The organism is Cellulosimicrobium sp. G4 BAM 1002, assembly GCF_057126935.1.
Map to the genome: position 1 here is coordinate 2,072,718 of NZ_CP182109.1, position 16,018 is coordinate 2,088,735.

The window sequence follows — 16,018 nt, forward strand, 5'->3', positions numbered from 1 at the left end:
CACCGCACGGCGCACGCGACGCGCCACCGCCTACACCGATGGAGATCCCCGTGACCGACCGCCTCGTGCTGCTCCCCGCCGTCGACGTCGCCGACGGCCAGGCCGTCCGCCTCGTCCAGGGCGAGGCGGGCTCCGAGACCTCCTACGGCGACCCGCTCGCCGCCGCGCTCGACTGGCAGTCCGGCGGGGCGGAGTGGATCCACCTCGTGGACCTCGACGCCGCGTTCGGGCGCGGGTCCAACGCGGAGCTGCTGGCCGACGTCGTCGCGCGCCTCGACGTGCAGGTCGAGCTCTCGGGCGGCATCCGCGACGACGCGTCGCTCGAGCGTGCGCTCGCGACCGGCGCGCGCCGCGTGAACCTCGGCACGGCGGCGCTCGAGAACCCGGACTGGACCGCGAAGGTCATCGCCGAGCACGGCGACGCGATCGCCGTCGGGCTCGACGTGCGCGGCACGACCCTCGCCGCGCGCGGCTGGACGCAGGAGGGCGGCGACCTGTGGGAGGTCCTCGACCGCCTCGAGGCCGCGGGCTGCGCGCGCTACGTCGTCACCGACGTGACGAAGGACGGCACGCTGCGCGGGCCGAACATCGACCTCCTGCGCGACGTCGCGGCGCGCACCGACGCCCCCGTCGTCGCGTCCGGCGGCATCTCGAGCCTCGAGGACCTCGAGGCGCTGCGCGCGCTCGTCCCCGCCGGCGTCGAGGGCGCGATCGTCGGCAAGGCCCTCTACGCCGGCGCGTTCACGCTGCCCCAGGCGCTCGACGTCGCGGGCCGGCCGTGACGAGCGACGAGGGCGCCGGCAAGGCGCTGCCACCGTCCTCGGGCTTCGCGGGGGACGACGGCTCGGCGGACCCCGCGCTCGCGGCCCTTCTCGGCGCGTACGCGGCGGGCACGGCGAGCCTGGCCGACGTCGTCGCGCGCCTCGGCGAGACGCGCGTGCTCGTCCCGATCCTCGCCGAGCTCGAGAGCGCCGAGCAGGGCGAGCACGGGCACGTCGTCGACAAGGAGGCCTCCGCGGGGGTCGTCGCGATCGAGGCTCCCGACGGTCGTCGGGCGCTGCCGGTGTTCACGTCCGTCGCGTCGATGGCGGCGTGGCGCGCGAGCGCGCGGCCCGTCCCCGTCGACGCCCGCCGTGCGGCGTTGTCGGCCGTGAGCGAGGACTGGTCGCTCCTCGTCGTCGACCCCGCGGGCCCGGTGACCGCGCTCGTTCCCCGCCCCGCGGTGTGGGCGCTCGCGCAGGGCAAGGGGTGGGAGCCTGCGGTCGTGGGCGACGCCGTGGCCCCCGACGTGCTCGCGGCCGTCCAGGACGCGGTCTCGGGCATCGCGCACGTCGCGCGCGTGTGGGCCGAGCCCGGGCGGCGTGCCGAGGTCGCGGTCGTGCTGCGCATCGACGCGGGCCTCGACCGGGCGGGCCTCGACGCGGTGCTCGCCCAGGTCAACGCCGCGCTCGCGACGAGCGCCGTCGTCTCCGAGCGCGTCGACGGCCTCGAGCTCCGGATCGGCCGGGCGGACCAGGCGTCCTGACGTGCTGCAGCACGGGAGCCTCGGCCCGCCGAGCGCGCGCCGTCAGTGGCGACGCAGGCGGCTGATCCCCCACGCGAGCGCGGCGGAGAACGCGACGACGGCCCCGAGCGCCTGACCGCCGAGGATCACGCGGTTGAGGTCGAGCGCAGGCTGCCACCGCACGCCGCTGTCGTCGACGACGTAGACGCCCTTCGCGACCACGCGCACGCCGAACCCGCCGCCTCCGCCCGAGCCCTCGCCGCCCGCCTCGGCGTCGGCGTTCCCCGAACCGGGGTCGGGTTTCGGGGCCGTGTCCGACCCGCTCTCGGGCTCCGGGTTCGCTGCGGCGGCGCCGAACTTCCGGCGCCAGTCGGCCGCGCCCTTGCCGGACAGCTCGCCCGCGCCGGAGCCCCAGCCCGAGCCGGTGCCGCCCCAGACCGTCGCCACGGGGATCACGAGCGTCCCGTCGCGCTCGTAGGACTCCCCGAAGACGCGGCGGACGGTGAGCGTGTCACGGGCGGCGTGCGTGATGTGGGCCGGGTCGACGTTGGGCGTGTCCGAGCTCGCGTGTGTGCTCATGGCACCCGAGAGTAGACCCGGCGGTCCCGGAGCGCACTGGTTCCGTTCGGCCCCGCCGCGCCGGGTCGTCAGGATCGCGCGGGAAGCCCCAGGCGGTCAGGCGTCGCACTCCGGGAGCGCGGTGAACGCGGTCTCGTCCGCGAGCATCGTCTGCAGCGTGCTCACGGGGACGAGCAGGGACTTGTCGGTCGACGTCTTGGCGTAGACGACGCCGATGACCTCGCCGGCCTCGTTGAGCGCCGCGGAGCCCGAGCTCCCCGGCTCGACGGGCGCGTCGGTGACGAGCACCTCGCCGAGGTTCTCGTGGAGCGGGTCGGTCGTCGTGCCGATGACCGAGCCCTGCGTGACCGTGAGCCTCCCGCCCTCGGGGTAGCCGACGACGGTCACGAGGTCCCCGGGTTCCGGGTCCGCGGCGGCGAGGGTCGGGGCCGTCGGGAGGTCCTCCGCGGTCCGCACGACGGCGAGGTCCGCGAGGCCGGCGACGCTCGCCGTCTGCGCGGCGATGTCGCGGCCGTCGTACGTGAGGAGCTGCAGCGACCGGGACGAGTCGACGACGTGCTTGTTGGTGATGAGCGTGCGCGAGTCCACGGCGAAGCCCGATCCTGTCGACAGCCCGTCGCAGCGCACGTTGCGGATGCGCACGGCCATGCGTGTGACCGCGTCGAACCCGTCCGGCGAGAGGTTCTCCGACCCGGCCGGGTCGTCCTGCGGCGCGAAGGACGGGACGACCGATCCCGGGACGGGCTCGGGGAGCTCGGGCAGCACGCCGCAGCCCGCGAGCGAGCCGGTGGCGAGGGCACCGACCAGGACCAGGGCGGCGACCTGCGGGGCGGAGCGTCGCCGCGTCATCCGGCGAGCTCCTGCTGGAGCTGGGTGTTGGCGTCGGCCGCGGCCTGGCACAGCTCGTCGACCTGCCCTGAGAAGCGCTCCAGGTCGGCCGGGTCGTAGGCGTCGCGGTTGTTGAGGTAGCCGATGAGCTGCGTCTGCGCCGTCGTGCACTGGCCGAGCGCGGCGGCGACCTTGCCGGCGGCCTCGGACACGCGGCTCTGGTAGTCGAGGTACTGCTGGGACGCCTCGTTCTCGTCGCCCAGCTGCGCCTTCTCGTTCGCGAGCTCGCCGATGCGGTCCTGCGCGGTCGTGAGCTGGGTCCGCGCGGACTCGAGCTCGGCGTTGGCCCCGTCGAGCTCGCCCTGCAGCCGCGCGACGTCCTCGCCCAGCGCGCGGGCCTCGGCCTCCCAGTCCGCGCTGGACTCCTGCCACCGCGTCGTCGTGACCCACAGGTACGCGCCGACGCCGAGCGCGGCGGCCAGGGCGAGCGACAGGACGACGATCGCGACGGTCACGCCGCGCCGCCGACGCCGCGGGACGGCGTCCGTGCCCTCGGGCGCTCCGGCCCCGGTCGGTGTCGTCCGGTCGGGCTCGGGGCCCGGGACGGGGGAGCCGGGCGCAGGACCGGGTGAGGTGGGCGACGGGGCGGGGGCGAAGGACGGCGGCGCCGGCGGACCGGCGAACGGGCTGTCCGGGCTCGGCGGGACGGCGCCGTGCTGCGGCGGGACCGGGGGCGTGCTCAACTCACGGCGCCCGTGTACTTCTCGCCCGGGCCCTCGCCGAGGGGGTCCGGGTACACCGAGGCCTCGCGGAACGCGAGCTGGAGCGAGCGCAGGCCGTCGCGGAGGGAGCGGGCGTGCTGGTTGCCGATGTCGGGTGCGCTCGCGGTGACGAGCGCAGCGAGCGCGTTGATGAGCTTGCGGGCCTCGTCGAGGTCCAGGTGTCCCTGGGCCTCGGCGTCCTCGGCGAGCCCGCACTTGACCGCGGCGGCGCTCATCAGGTGGACGGCGGCGGACGTGATGACCTCGACGGCCGCCACGTCGGCGATGTCCCGCACCGCGTCGGTGGTCGGGTCGGGCACGGCGGCGTTCTCGGTACTCATGCCGACCATCTTTCCATCCGGCGGCGTCGTGGTGCGCACCTCGACGGGCGCCGACCCGCGCTTCGCCGAGAGGGCGACCCCCACCGAGAGAGCGACCCCCGCCGAGAGAGCGACGTACCGGACTCGTACGTCGCTACCTCGGCGGGTGATCGCTGTCTCGCGCGGCGGCTCTGCCCGGGTGGCGCAGGCCCGTAGCGGAGGAGCGTCAGACGCGGACGGGCTCCGCGGCGGTGCCCGGCTGCCCGCCCTCGACGGGTGCGCCCTGCGCCTCGAGCGCGGCGCGCAGCGCGCGGCCGAGACCGGCGTCGACGTAGGTCCAGTACTGGATCGCCCGCTCGCGGATGTCCTCGCTGCGGACGGCACCGACGTGACCGGTGATGGTCTCGAGGAAGCGCTCGCGCGCGGCGTCGTCGAAGACCTCGCGGTACAGCGTGCCGGCCTGCCCGAAGTCGTCGTCCTCCGGGTGCAGCGTGGCGGCGGAGCGCGTCAGCTCGCCGTCCGCCTCCCAGCCGAGCGACTCGGCGGCGCGGGCCGGGTCGGCATGCGCGCCGCCCCGGCTGTTCGGTGCGTAGACCGGCGTCGTCGCGGACGAGAAGGAGTAGCGCATGGCGCCGTCCTTGGCGTACGAGTGGCCGCCCTCGGCCGCCGCGTGCGGCGCGTTGACCGGGAGCTCGGCGTGGTTGGTGCCGACGCGGTACCGGTGCGCGTCCGCGTAGGAGAAGATCCGCGCGAGGAGCATCTTGTCCGGGCTCGCGGCGATCCCGGGCACGAAGCTGCTCGGCGCGAACGTCGCCTGCTCGATCTGCGCGAAGTAGTTCTCCGGGTTGCGGTTCAGCTCCATGACGCCGACCTCGATCAGCGGGTAGTCCGCGTGCGGCCAGACCTTGGTGAGGTCGAACGGGTTGAAGCGGTAGGTCTTCGCGTCCTCGTAGGGCATGACCTGCACGGAGAGCGTCCAGCGCGGGAAGTCGCCGGCCTCGATGTGCTCGTAGAGGTCACGGATGTGGTGGTCGGAGTCCGAGCCCGCGAGCTGCGAGGCCTCGTCGGGCGTGAGGTTGTCGATGCCCTGCTGGGTCGTGAAGTGGTACTTGACCCAGAAGCGCTCGCCCGCGGCGTTGATCCACTGGTAGGTGTGGGAGCCGAACCCGTCCATGTGGCGCCAGCTCGACGGCAGACCGCGGTCGCCCATGAGCCACGTGACCTGGTGCGCGGACTCGGGGGACAGGGTCCAGAAGTCCCACTGCATGTCGTTGTCGCGCAGGTTGGAGCCCGGGAGGCGCTTCTGCGAGCGGATGAAGTCCGGGAACTTGATGCCGTCGCGCAGGAAGAACACCGGCGTGTTGTTGCCGACGAGGTCGTAGTTGCCCTCGGTCGTGTAGAACTTCAGCGCGAAGCCGCGGGGGTCGCGCCACGTGTCGGGCGAGCCCTGCTCGCCGGCCACGGAGGAGAAGCGCGCGAGCATCTCGGTCGTGGTGCCGGGCTGGAAGAGCGCGGCGCGTGTGTACGCGCTCACGTCCTGGGTGACCGTGAAGGTGCCGAACGCGCCGCCACCCTTCGCGTGCACGACGCGCTCCGGGACGCGCTCGCGGTTGAACTGGGCCAGCTTCTCGACGAGGTAGTGGTCGTGCAGCACGATCGGGCCGTCGGCGCCGACGGACTGCGAGTGGGCGTCCGAGGCGACCGGTGCGCCGGCGTTCGTGGTGGTGAAGGGGACGGTCATGGTGCTCCTTCCGGGACCCGTCGAGACGGGCCCATGAACGGGATATTCGTGATGAAACAGTCAGGAAGCGGGTAGCGGGTGCCACAGAGGTCGTGCGTGAGGGGGCGGTGGTCGTGGTCGGGGGCCTCGGCGACGAGACCCGCGCCGGACGCCGGTCCGGGCGGTCAGTCCGCGCAGTCGGGGCACAGGCCCCAGAAGGTCACCTCGGCCGTGTCGATCCGGAACCCGGCGGTGCTGCTCGGGGTGAGGCACGGCGCGTGGCCGACCGTGCAGTCGACGTCGGCGACCGATCCGCAGCGGCGACAGACGACGTGGTGGTGGTTGTCGCCGAGGCGGCGCTCGTAGCGGGCCGGGTGGCCTGCCGGCTCGATCCTCCGGACGAGACCCTTGTCCGTGAGCGTGTGCAGCACGTCGTAGACGGCCTGGACGGACACCGAGCCGAGCGCCGAGCGAGCCGCCCGCAGGACGTCGTCGGCGTCGGCGTGCTGCTGCGCCTCGACGGCGTCCAGCACCGCGAGGCGCGCCGCGGTGACCCGCAGGCCGCGGTCGCGCAGCTCTTCCTCGTGCCGCGCGCGACGGGCCGTCGCCGGCTCGGTCGCCGCGGGGCGCGGCGTCGCTGCTGTCGTCATGCACCGATCCTAACCACGTAGTCTGGAATTCTTCCAATGATGGAGCGAGTCCGCACTGCCGAGGCCATCACGGCGAGCGGGCGGTGTTCGAGTGCAGGGTGATCCGTCGGCTCTGGTAGTCTTGGTGGCTGACCGACCTGTGCGTCCGTGCGCTCCCGAGTTTCGGGGCGGCGTGGGGTGCCGTGCAGGTGCGCAAGTGGATTCCATCCCACCCGGGTCTCGACTGTCGACGTACGTCGCGACAGAGGCCGGGTCTGGTCCGGTCGGGCACCCTGTGGGGTTCCGTCCGCCGTGGTCGGCGTGACCTGTCACGCCTGCCTGACCTGATGGCCTCCGCCCTGCGCTCAGGGACGGGGGCCTTCCTCGTTCCGGGTGGTCTACCGACGACTTCCTAGGAGCATCACATCAGCGAGCCTCGCATCAACGATCGGATCCGCGTCCCCGAGGTCCGACTCATCGGTCCCGGCGGGGAGCAGGTCGGCGTCGTCCGCACCGAGGTTGCCCTGAGCCTTGCCCAGGACGCCGACCTCGACCTGGTCGAGGTCGCCCCGGACGCCCGGCCCCCCGTCGCCAAGCTCATGGACTTCGGCAAGTTCAAGTACGAGTCCGACATGAAGGCGCGCGAGGCGCGGCGGAACCAGGCGAACACGGTCCTCAAGGAGATCCGCTTCCGCCTGAAGATCGACCCGCACGACTACGGCACCAAGAAGGGCCACGTCGAGCGCTTCCTCGCGGCGGGCGACAAGGTCAAGGTCATGATCATGTTCCGCGGTCGCGAGCAGTCGCGCCCCGAGATGGGCGTGCGCCTGCTGCAGCGTCTCGCGGAGGACGTCGCGGAGCTCGGCTTCGTCGAGTCGATGCCGAAGCAGGACGGCCGCAACATGACCATGGTGCTCGGCCCGGTGAAGAAGAAGGCCGACGCCAAGAGCGAGCAGCGCAAGCGCGCTCAGGAGGCCGAGCCGCGCCTCACCAAGTCGGCGCAGCGCGCCGCGTCGAAGAACCCCGACGAGCACGGTGCCGAGGACTCGGTCGAGCTCCAGGAGCATGACGACCAGACCGTCGAGGCTCCGGCGCCCGAGGCCACGGTGGCCGAGGCGGTGCAGGACGCGCCGGCGGCCGCCGCGGCGGAGGAGGCACCCGCCCCGGAGGCCCCCGCACCGGCGCCGAAGACTGCTCCGGCTCCCGAGGAGGCCCCGGCGCCGAAGGCTGCTCCCGCTCCCAAGGCTGCTCCCGCTCCCAAGGCCGCACCGGCGCCGAAGGCTGCTCCGGCCTCGGCCTCCCGGCCGCGGCCGGCGGCGGACTCCAAGCCCGCCGCACCGCGTCCGCCCGCGCCCAGGCCGGCGTCGTCGGGCACCGCCACGCCGGCGTCGTCGGGCGCCGTGAAGCCGGCGGCACCCAAGCCCGCTGTTCCCAAGCCGGGGGCTCCGCGCCCCACGCCGAAGCCCGCACCGCGTGGCAAGGCCGGCTGACGGCAGCACGAACTTGATCGGGGTCCGGGCCCACCGGCCCGGACCCGAGCACGTCGGCCACCGCGAGGTGGCTGACCGGACACAAGGAGAGACGGCAGCCATGCCGAAGAACAAGACGCACTCGGGTGCCAAGAAGCGCTTCCGCATCACGGGTACCGGCAAGGTCATGCGTGAGCAGGCCAACGCTCGACACCTGCTCGAGCACAAGGCGACCAAGCGCAAGCGCCGCCTCGCCCAGGACCAGGTGGTCTCGCCCGCCGACGTCAAGACCATCAAGAAGCTGCTCGGCAAGTGACCCGGCGCGGCGACGGGATCCGTCGCCGACCGGCTCACCCCTGAGCCCCGAACTGCAAGGAGCATCACGTGGCACGCGTGAAGCGGGCGGTCAACGCCCAGAAGAAGCGCCGTACGACCCTCGAGCGCGCCAGCGGCTACCGCGGCCAGCGCTCGCGCCTCTACCGCAAGGCGAAGGAGCAGGTCACCCACTCCCTCGTCTACTCCTACCGTGACCGCAAGGCGCGCAAGGGAGACTTCCGCAAGCTGTGGATCCAGCGCATCAACGCTGCGTCGCGCGCGCAGGGCCTGACGTACAATCGCCTCATCCAGGGCCTCAAGGCCGCGGGTGTCGAGGTCGACCGTCGCCTGCTCGCGGAGCTCGCGGTCAACGACGTGGCGGCGTTCAACGCCCTCGTCCAGGTCGCGAAGGACGCCCTCCCCGAGGACGTCAACGCGCCGAAGGCCGCAGCCTGACCAGCGCCTCGCCAGGCCACCAGTCGGCCACGGACGCCCGGACGGCGCCCGGCCCGCTCGAACCCACGCTGACGAACGCTCGCAGCGACCGGGTGAAGGCGGTCCGGGCACTGTCCGGGCGTCCGGCGCGTTCGCGCCACGGCCAGCTCCTCGTCGAGGGACCGCAGGGCGTGCGCGAGGCGGTGCGCCATGCGCCCGCCCGTGTCCGCGACGTCTACGTGACACCGGCCGCGGGCGCACGCCACCCGGAGATCGTCGCCGACGCGCGCGCGGCCGGACTGCACGTGCACGTCGCGACGGCGGAGGTGCTCGGCGCGATGAGCGACGACGCGCAAGGCGTGCTCGCCGTGGTCCGGACCGAGTCACCTCGCCTGGACGACGTCCTGCGCTCGCTCGCCACGCCCGGTCGCGAGCGTCCCGCGCTCGTCGCGGTGCTCGCCACGGTGCGGGACCCGGGCAACGCGGGCACCGTGATCCGGGCAGCCGACGCGGCGGGTGCGGACGCCGTCGTGCTCGCGGGCGAGAGCGTCGACGTGCACAACCCCAAGGTCGTGCGCTCGACCGCCGGGTCGCTCTTCCACGTCCCCGTCGTGACCGGGGTGGGGCTCGCCGAGGCCGTCGACGCGCTGCGCGCGACCGGTCTGACCGTGCTCGCGGCCGACGGTGCAGGGGACCTCGACCTCGACGACCTCCTCGACGTCGCCGGGACGACGGGCGCGGCGCCGGAAGGCGGCGTCGCCGCGGCGCGGGTCGACCTCGCTCGCCCCACCGCGTGGGTCTTCGGGAACGAGGCCTGGGGGCTGCCGGAGGCGGACCGCGCGCTCGCGGACGCCGTCGTGCGGGTCCCGATCCGGGGCCGGGCGGAGTCGCTCAACCTCGCGACGGCCGCGACCGTCTGCCTCTACGCGTCGAGTCGCGCGCACCGGCCGGCCCGCACGCGGGGAACGGTCGGATGAGGCTGTTCGCCGCGCTGTACCCCGACAGTGCGGCGCTCGACCACCTCGCCCTCGCCCTCGCCCTCGCGAGCGCGCACGCGCTCGAGGCGCGCCGGTCCGACGGTGGACCGCTCGTGCGCTGGACTCCGCCCGAGCTGTGGCACCTGACCGTCTCGTTCTTCGGCGACGTCCCCGAGGGTGCCGTCCCCGACCTCGCCGCCGCGCTCGAGCCGGTGACCGCGGTGGTCCCGCCCCTGTCGCTGCGCCTGCAGGGCGCGGGGGTCTTCGACCGACGCGTGCTGTGGGTCGGCGTCGGGGGAGCGGGCGCCGACGCGCTGCGCGACCTCAGCGCCGCCGTGGCCGTGGCCGCCGGGGAGGCGGGAGTATGCGTCGATCGCCGTCCGCGCCAGCGCGCTCATCTCACGGTCGCCCGTGCTGCGGCCGGAGCCCGGCAGGCGCAGCGCCGAGCCTCCGCCCGGGCGCGCAGCCACGGCCGCGCTGCGCCCGCCACGGCGGCGGGCGACCCGCTCGCGTCGCCGGCCGCCGCCCTCGCGGTCTACTCGGGTCCGGCCTGGACGGCACGCGAGCTGCACCTGGTCGAGTCCGACCTCTCGGACGCCTCGGGCCGCCCCGTCCACCGCACCGTGGCGTCGGTGCCGTTCGACGTGGCGGCTCCTCCCGGCTGACGGCGGGCCGACGAGTGTCCATGGCCCGTCAGGTGCCCGTGTGCGAGGATGGCCGGGTGCGCACGCGAGACGATCGTCGATTTCCCGGGCCCGTCACGGGCCCGCGCGACTGACGCGTGCACCCCTCCCGCCGGCGGCGGGACGGACCGGCCCCGGACGGGCGCCCTAGAATGACGCCGACGCGCGCACCCGTGCGCGCCTCGCGCGTCCGCCTCGCGTGACGCATCCCGCGAGGCCACACCGCCGCAGGCCCCCGCAGTCCAGCCACCGCCAGGAAGGCACGCATGTCCAGCCCTGACGCCGAGGTCGTCCCCGCCCCGCGCGGGTCCGACGGCCCGGACACCCTCACCGCACCCTCCCCGCTCGACGCCGACGCGCTGCAGCGCACGCTCGACGCCGCACTCGCCGCGATCGCGGCGGCCGGTGACCTCGACGCGCTCAAGCTCGTGCGCACGGAGCACACGGGAGACCGCAGCCCGCTCGCGCTCGCGAACCGGCAGATCGGCTCGCTCGCTCCCGAGGACAAGAAGACCGCCGGCAAGCTCCTCGGCCCGCTGCGCGGACGTGTGAACCAGGCGCTCGCCGCGCGCCAGGCCGAGCTCGAGGCCGAGCGCGACGATCGCGTCCTCGTCGAGGAGGCCGTGGACGTCACCCTGCCGGTGCGACGCACGCCGGCCGGGGCGCGCCACCCGCTGGAGACGCTGCAGGAGCGCGTCGCCGACTTCTTCGTCGGACTCGGCTGGGAGATCGCCGAGGGCCCCGAGGTCGAGTCGGAGTGGTTCAACTTCGACGCGCTGAACTTCGGTGTCGACCACCCCGCGCGCCAGATGCAGGACACGTTCTACGTCGACGGCACGGGAGAGACGCCGTCGAACCTCGTGCTGCGCACGCACACGTCCCCGGTCCAGGCGCGCTCGCTCCTCGAGCGCGGCGTCCCGCTGTACGTCGCGTGCCCGGGCAAGACGTTCCGCACCGACGCGCTCGACGCGACGCACACGCCCGTCTTCCACCAGGTCGAGGGCCTCGCGGTCGACAAGGGCCTGACGATGGCGAACCTGCTCGGGACGCTCGATGCGTTCGCGCGCGCCATGTTCGGTCCCGAGGCGCGCACGCGCCTGCGACCGAGCTACTTCCCGTTCACCGAGCCGAGCGCCGAGATGGACCTGTGGTTCCCGCAGAAGAAGGGCGGGCCGGGCTGGATCGAGTGGGGTGGGTGCGGGATGGTCAACCCGAACGTGCTCCGCGCCGTCGGGGTCGACCCCGACGTGTACTCGGGCTTCGCCTTCGGCATGGGCATCGAGCGCACGCTCATGCTGCGCCACGGGATCGCGGACATGCACGACATGGTGGAGGGCGACGCCCGCTTCTCCGCCCAGTTCGGAACGGAGATCTGATGCCCTACGTCGCCATCGACTGGCTGGGCGACCACGTCGAGCTGCCCGAGGGCCTCACCGCCGAGCGGCTCGCCGCCGACCTCGTGCGCGTGGGCCTCGAGGAGGAGGCCGTCCACGGCGCGGCCGTGACGGGTCCGCTCGTCGTCGGGCGCGTCCTGCAGATGACGCCCGAGCCGCAGAAGAACGGCAAGACGATCAACTGGTGCCTGGTCGACGTCGGTCCGGAGCACAACGTCGCCGAGATCAAGGGCGTGGACCCCGCCGACATGCCGGCGGGCGGTGCGCGCGGCATCGTGTGCGGCGCGCACAACTTCGCGCCGGACGACCTCGTCGTCGTCGCGCTGCCGGGCGCCGTCCTGCCCGGCCCGTTCGCCATCGCGAGCCGCAAGACGTACGGGCACGTGTCGGACGGCATGATCTGCTCGCAGCGCGAGCTCGGCCTCGGCGAGGACCACGACGGCATCATCGTGCTGCCGCGGCTCGGGTACGCGGCCCAGGACCTCACGCCGGGCCAGGACGCGATCGCGCTGCTGGGCCTCGGCGACGAGGTGCTCGAGATCAACGTGACGCCCGACCGTGGCTACGCGTTCTCCTACCGCGGTGTCGCGCGCGAGTTCTCGCACTCGACGGGCGCGCGCTTCACCGACCCGGGTCTGCCCGCGTCGCTGCCGACCCCGCCGCCCGCGGCGACGCCCGACGGCTTCCCCGTCGAGGTCGACGACGACGCGCCGATCCACGGCACGCTCGGGTGCGACCGGTTCGTCACACGCGTCGTGCGGGGGATCGACCCGGCGGCGACGACGCCGGCGTGGATGCAGCGCCGGCTCACGGCGTCGGGCATGCGGCCGATCTCGCTCGCGGTGGACGTGACGAACTACGTCATGCTCGACCTGGGTCAGCCCCTGCACGCGTACGACCTCGACCAGGTCGCGGCGCCGGTCGTCGTGCGGCGCGCGACCCCGGGCGAGCGCCTCGTGACCCTCGACGACGCCGACCGCGCGCTCGACCCCGAGGACCTCCTCATCACCGACAGCCCCGACGGCGCGCGGGCCTCGCGCGTGCTCGGGCTCGCGGGCGTGATGGGTGGCGCGTCCTCGGAGGTCGGTCCGACGACGACCGCCGTGCTCGTCGAGGCCGCGCACTTCGACCCGGTGTCCGTCGCGCGCACGTCTCGGCGCCACAAGCTGTCGAGCGAGGCCGCGAAGCGGTTCGAGCGCGGCGTCGACCCCCGGCTGCCCGCGGTCGCGGCGCAGCGCGTGGTCGACCTGCTCGTCGAGCTCGGCGGGGGGACCGCCGACCCGGCGGTGAGCGACCTCGACCGCGTCCCGGCGCCGTCGTCGATCCGGCTCGCGGTCGGGGAGGCCGAGCGACTCGTCGGCGTGCCCTACACGCTCGAGCAGGTCGTGGGGGCGCTCGGGGCGATCGGCTGCACCGTCGAGCGGGCCGTCGACGGCCCGGACGCGGCGGACGCGGTCGTCGTGACCCCGCCGTCGTGGCGTCCCGACCTCACCGAGCCCGCGGAGCTCGTCGAGGAGATCGCGCGGCTCGTCGGGTACGACGAGATCCCGTCGGTCCTCCCGGCCGCACCGGGCGGCCGCGGGCTGACCCGCGAGCAGCGCGTGCGTCGTTCGGTCGCGCGGGCGCTCGCGGAGGACGGGTTCGTCGAGACGCTGAGTTACCCGTTCGTCGGGGACGCCGAGCACGACGCCCTGCGCCTGCCCGCGGACGACGACCGCCGTCGGGCGCTGCGCCTGCTCAACCCGATCGCCGACGACCGGCCCCTGATGCGCACGGACGTGCTCAGCACGCTGCTGGAGACGGTGCGCCGCAACGTCGGCCGCGGCCTGACGGACGTCGCGCTGTTCGAGGTCGGGCTCGTGACGCACCCGCGCCCGGGCGCCCCGGGCGCTCCTGCACTGCCAGGGGGCGTGCGGCCGAGCGACGAGGACCTCGCGGCGATCGCTGCCGCCGTGCCGGACCAGCCGCGCCACGTCGCAGGCGTCCTCGTCGGGCGGCGCGAGCGCGCCGGTTGGTGGGGACCGGGCCGTGCGGCGGACTGGACGGACGCGCTGGCCGCGGCCCGCCTGGTCGCCGACCGCGTGGGTGCGGAGGTGACGGTCGTCGCCGACACCACGCGTGCCCCGTTCCACCCCGGGCGCTGTGCCCGCCTCGAGCTCGCGGACGGGACCGTCGTCGGGCACGCGGGCGAGCTGCACCCGAAGGTGCTCGAGAACCTCGGGCTGCCGGCCCGCTCGGTGGCGTTCGAGCTCGACCTGTCGGCGCTCGTCGCCGGGTCGCAGGACACGCCGGTACAGGCGACGCCGGTGTCCGCATTCCCCGCCGCCAAGGAGGACCTCGCGTTCGTCGTGGACGCGGCGGTCACCGCCGAGGCGCTGCGGGCGGCCGTGGCCGAGGGTGCGGGCGACCTGCTCGAGGACCTCGCGCTGTTCGACGTGTTCACCGGCGAGCAGGTGGGCGAGGGCCGCAAGTCGCTCGCGTTCTCCCTGCGCCTGCGCGCCGCGGACAGGACGCTGACCGCCGACGACGTCGCGCGCGTGCGCGAGGGCGCGGTCGCCGCGGCACGAGAGCGCGTGGGCGCGGAGCTCCGCGCGTGAGCGCCGTCGAGGACCGCCCGGGCACGCCGGTGCAGACCGTCGCGCCCGCGCGCACGGCGCTCGTCACGGGGGCGTCGCGCGGCATCGGCCGGGCGGTCGCCGTGGGCCTGGCCGCCGCGGGCCTCGACGTGGCGCTGCTCGCGCGCGACGCGGACCGGCTCGCGGCCGTCGCCGACGAGATCGCCGGGCTCGACCACGGCGCCGGGCGCGCCGTCGTCGTGACGGCGGACGTGACGGACCCGGGGTCGGTGGCGACCGCGGTCGCCGCGGCCGAGGACGCGCTCGGGAGCCTCGACCTGCTCGTGAACAACGCGGGCCGAGTCGACGCCGAGGTCCCGCTGTGGGAGGCCGACCCCGACGAGTGGTGGGCGGTCCTCGAGACGAACGTGCGCGGGCCGTTCCTGCTCGCCCGTGCGGTGGTGCCGGGGATGCTCGCGCGCGGCGGCGGCCGCGTCGTCGACCTCAACAGCGGCGCGGGCTCGCACGACATGGACGGGGCGAGCGCGTACAACGCCAGCAAGACCGCGCTCCTGCGCCTCGGTGCCAACCTGCACCGGTCGGGGTCCGCACACGGGCTGCGGACGTTCGAGGTGGCGCCGGGCGTCGTGCGGACGGACATGACCGCATCGATGGTCATGCACGAGGGCCGCACCGAGTGGACCCCCGTCGAGCGGACGGTCGAGATGGTCGTCGCGATCGCGCGCGGTGAGCTCGACGCGTTCTCCGGCGCGTTCGTCCGCGTGACGCACGACTCGCCGGCGTCGCTCCGCGCGGCGGTCGACGCGGCGGCCGCCGGAGAGGGCGTCGTCCCGGGAGCGGACGGCCGTCGTCTGCGCGTCACGCGGTGGGGCGAGGAGGACCCGATGCCCGGAGAGCTCCCGAGCCGCTGACCCTTCCACCGCCACGCCCTGCGCCGCAGAAGCCTCGCCGACGCCGTCCGACCCTCGGGTCGGGCGGCGTCCGCGCGTGCGCCGTCCGGACGCCGTGCCGCGGGGAGGGCGGTACATGTCACGCCGTGGTTAGTTGAGCATTCACCTTCTGATCCGCGATGCTGATCTGGACACCTGACCAGAACCGGGCGGACGCAGACGTCGCGGCTCGACAGCGACGCCTGGAGCGACAGATGACGACGACACGGCCGGTCCGACAGTGGAACGGCATGACCGTGCCCGACGCGGGGACCTACGTCCTCGACGAGGCGCACAAGCGCGTCGGCTTCCAGGGCCAGCACATGATGGTCTCGCCCGTGCGCGGGGAGTTCACCCGGGCGAGCGCGACGGTCCTCGTCGGCGACGACCCGCTCGCCTCGGCCGTCAGCGCGACCATCGACGCCGCGAGCCTCACGACGCACCACGAGGAGCGCGACGTCCACCTGCGCAGCGCCGACTTCCTCGACGTCGAGACCTACCCGACGCTCGAGTTCCGCAGCACGTCGGTCACGTGGCAGGGCAGCCAGGACGACCAGATCCTCTCGTGGGCGCGCCTGCGCAACCGCTCGCCGGAGCGCGCCGAGCTCTCCGCGGACCGTGTGCAGGCGGCCGCCGCTCCGGCGCGCTTCCTCGTGAGCGGACTCCTCACGATCCGGGACGTCACCCACCGGATCGACCTGACGATGCAGTACGGCGGGGCGCGGCGCGACCCCTACGGGCGCGACATCTTCGGCTTCCACGCGACCGGCGAGTTCGACCGCGAGGACTACGGGCTCGTCTGGAACGTGCTGCTCGAGACCGGCGGGTTCCTCGTCGGCAAGAAGGTCACGCTCGAGATCGCGGGGGAGGCGATCCACCAGGCGTGAGCCGCCCGCTAG

General features: G+C 74.4%; 17 protein-coding genes. 11 read left to right on the forward strand and 6 right to left on the reverse strand.

Going from position 1 to position 16,018, the window contains the following annotated elements:
- Window positions 1–50: 50 nt before the first annotated feature.
- Together priA and ACMXGY_RS09320 are read left to right on the forward strand one after the other, a co-directional pair.
- Window positions 51–782, forward strand: a complete 732-nt coding sequence (gene priA, locus ACMXGY_RS09315) for a bifunctional 1-(5-phosphoribosyl)-5-((5-phosphoribosylamino)methylideneamino)imidazole-4-carboxamide isomerase/phosphoribosylanthranilate isomerase PriA (RefSeq protein ID WP_483776556.1) — start codon at window positions 51–53, stop codon at window positions 780–782.
- On the forward strand, window positions 779–1,525 hold the full coding sequence (locus tag ACMXGY_RS09320) for an SseB family protein (RefSeq protein WP_483776557.1): 747 nt from the start codon (window positions 779–781) through the stop codon (window positions 1,523–1,525). The genes priA and ACMXGY_RS09320 overlap by 4 nt, the downstream gene beginning before the upstream one ends.
- A 42-nt stretch (window positions 1,526–1,567) precedes the next feature.
- Here the strand turns inward: ACMXGY_RS09320 and ACMXGY_RS09325 are convergent, their stop codons facing one another.
- The 6 genes from ACMXGY_RS09325 to ACMXGY_RS09350 all read right to left on the reverse strand — a co-directional run bounded on the left by ACMXGY_RS09325 (window position 1,568) and on the right by ACMXGY_RS09350 (window position 6,362).
- A complete protein-coding gene (locus ACMXGY_RS09325) occupies window positions 1,568–2,083 on the reverse strand; it encodes a hypothetical protein (protein WP_483776558.1) in 516 nt (171 codons plus the stop codon).
- 96 nt (window positions 2,084–2,179) lie between these two features.
- Window positions 2,180–2,932, reverse strand: coding sequence for a S1C family serine protease (locus tag ACMXGY_RS09330; RefSeq protein ID WP_483776559.1), 753 nt, complete (start codon window positions 2,930–2,932; stop codon window positions 2,180–2,182).
- Entirely contained in the window at window positions 2,929–3,654 is a 726-nt protein-coding gene (locus tag ACMXGY_RS09335; RefSeq protein ID WP_483776560.1) for a hypothetical protein, read from the reverse strand. Before ACMXGY_RS09335 ends, ACMXGY_RS09330 begins: the two co-directional genes overlap by 4 nt.
- Window positions 3,651–4,022, reverse strand: a complete 372-nt coding sequence (locus ACMXGY_RS09340; RefSeq protein ID WP_483776561.1) for a DUF1844 domain-containing protein — start codon at window positions 4,020–4,022, stop codon at window positions 3,651–3,653. Before ACMXGY_RS09340 ends, ACMXGY_RS09335 begins: the two co-directional genes overlap by 4 nt.
- Window positions 4,023–4,218: 196 nt before the next feature.
- Complete coding sequence (locus ACMXGY_RS09345) at window positions 4,219–5,733, reverse strand: catalase (RefSeq protein ID WP_483776562.1); 1,515 nt, start codon at window positions 5,731–5,733, stop codon at window positions 4,219–4,221.
- Between the two features lie 164 nt (window positions 5,734–5,897).
- On the reverse strand, window positions 5,898–6,362 hold the full coding sequence (locus tag ACMXGY_RS09350; RefSeq protein ID WP_483776563.1) for a Fur family transcriptional regulator: 465 nt from the start codon (window positions 6,360–6,362) through the stop codon (window positions 5,898–5,900).
- A gap of 455 nt (window positions 6,363–6,817) precedes the next feature.
- Here ACMXGY_RS09350 and infC point away from each other — a divergent pair, with 455 nt between their 5' ends.
- The 9 genes from infC (at window position 6,818) to ACMXGY_RS09395 (ending at window position 16,006) form a co-directional block, all read left to right on the forward strand.
- Complete coding sequence (gene infC / locus ACMXGY_RS09355) at window positions 6,818–7,831, forward strand: translation initiation factor IF-3 (protein WP_483776831.1); 1,014 nt, start codon at window positions 6,818–6,820, stop codon at window positions 7,829–7,831.
- A gap of 100 nt (window positions 7,832–7,931) precedes the next feature.
- Complete coding sequence (gene rpmI / locus ACMXGY_RS09360; RefSeq protein WP_047233980.1) at window positions 7,932–8,126, forward strand: 50S ribosomal protein L35; 195 nt, start codon at window positions 7,932–7,934, stop codon at window positions 8,124–8,126.
- Window positions 8,127–8,194: 68 nt separating this feature from the next.
- Window positions 8,195–8,581: a 50S ribosomal protein L20 gene (gene rplT / locus ACMXGY_RS09365; RefSeq protein WP_024840664.1), complete on the forward strand. Its 387-nt coding sequence runs from the start codon at window positions 8,195–8,197 to the stop codon at window positions 8,579–8,581.
- A 92-nt stretch (window positions 8,582–8,673) separates the two neighbouring features.
- Entirely contained in the window at window positions 8,674–9,537 is an 864-nt protein-coding gene (locus tag ACMXGY_RS09370; RefSeq protein WP_483776564.1) for a TrmH family RNA methyltransferase, read from the forward strand.
- The gene (thpR, locus tag ACMXGY_RS09375; RefSeq protein WP_483776565.1) at window positions 9,534–10,202 is read left to right on the forward strand and encodes an RNA 2',3'-cyclic phosphodiesterase; all 669 of its coding nucleotides are present in this window, start codon (window positions 9,534–9,536) and stop codon (window positions 10,200–10,202) included. Before ACMXGY_RS09370 ends, thpR begins: the two co-directional genes overlap by 4 nt.
- 284 nt (window positions 10,203–10,486) lie before the next feature.
- A complete protein-coding gene (gene pheS / locus ACMXGY_RS09380; protein WP_483776566.1) occupies window positions 10,487–11,596 on the forward strand; it encodes a phenylalanine--tRNA ligase subunit alpha in 1,110 nt (369 codons plus the stop codon).
- Window positions 11,596–14,211 carry a phenylalanine--tRNA ligase subunit beta gene (pheT, locus tag ACMXGY_RS09385; protein ID WP_483776567.1) on the forward strand — a complete coding sequence of 872 codons (2,616 nt, stop codon included), beginning with the start codon at window positions 11,596–11,598 and terminating at the stop codon, window positions 14,209–14,211. Before pheS ends, pheT begins: the two co-directional genes overlap by 1 nt.
- The gene (locus tag ACMXGY_RS09390; protein WP_483776568.1) at window positions 14,208–15,101 is read left to right on the forward strand and encodes an SDR family oxidoreductase; all 894 of its coding nucleotides are present in this window, start codon (window positions 14,208–14,210) and stop codon (window positions 15,099–15,101) included. Before pheT ends, ACMXGY_RS09390 begins: the two co-directional genes overlap by 4 nt.
- Before the next feature lie 233 nt (window positions 15,102–15,334).
- On the forward strand, window positions 15,335–16,006 hold the full coding sequence (locus ACMXGY_RS09395) for a YceI family protein (protein ID WP_483776569.1): 672 nt from the start codon (window positions 15,335–15,337) through the stop codon (window positions 16,004–16,006).
- Window positions 16,007–16,018: the final 12 nt, after the last annotated feature.